Raw genomic sequence first — 501 nt, 5'->3', positions numbered from 1 at the left:
ATAGTCGTGCATGTTTGAGCTTTCCTGTTCCTCATACCATTCGTATGCCTTTTCATAGAGTTTTTCCATATTGTTGGAACGGATGCATTCCTCCTGGATGTCTTCATGCTCATCAAGATCATCCCGGTAGTCCACGTAGTAGAGGCTTACATACTGTGGAATATAGTCTGTAAGTTGTAATGTCTGGTTCATGATTCCTGATTTTAAGAGTTATACAAACGAAAAAGCCCTGCTTGTCGTGCAGGGCCTGATTCTTGTGGAACTGAAACCTTTGGAATGTCTGTTTGTATGGTATCTCCATGTCTCAAGCAGATAATCCTTGGTTCCCTTGATACTTCCGTGTACCATACATCCCTTTTCATCGTACAGGTAGCAGGTGTTAAGGAGAACCGGTATGCCGTCATGCACCTTGTACATGTGCAGCTCAATATCATTCTTTATGGCGGCAGACTTTTCCTTTTCCACTTTTCTGTGTATGGCTTTTCTGACCTCGCCGATATG

General features: G+C 43.1%; 1 protein-coding gene and 1 pseudogene. Both read right to left on the bottom strand.

All coding sequences use genetic code 11. The features are described 5' to 3' along the window. A pseudogene (locus Q3C19_RS18365) lies at window positions 1-192 on the bottom strand (hypothetical protein); the annotation flags it as partial. Between the two features lie 18 nt (window positions 193-210). Continuing rightward, on the bottom strand, window positions 211-501 hold a 291-nt coding region (locus tag Q3C19_RS18360), incomplete at its 5' end, for a hypothetical protein (protein ID WP_302731317.1).

Source organism: Bacteroides sp. ET489, assembly GCF_030518095.1.
GTDB classification, from domain to species: Bacteria; Bacteroidota; Bacteroidia; order Bacteroidales; family Bacteroidaceae; genus Bacteroides; species Bacteroides ndongoniae.
Note: the sequence above shows the minus strand (reverse complement) of the source record. Positions and strands in the feature narration are given on the sequence as shown.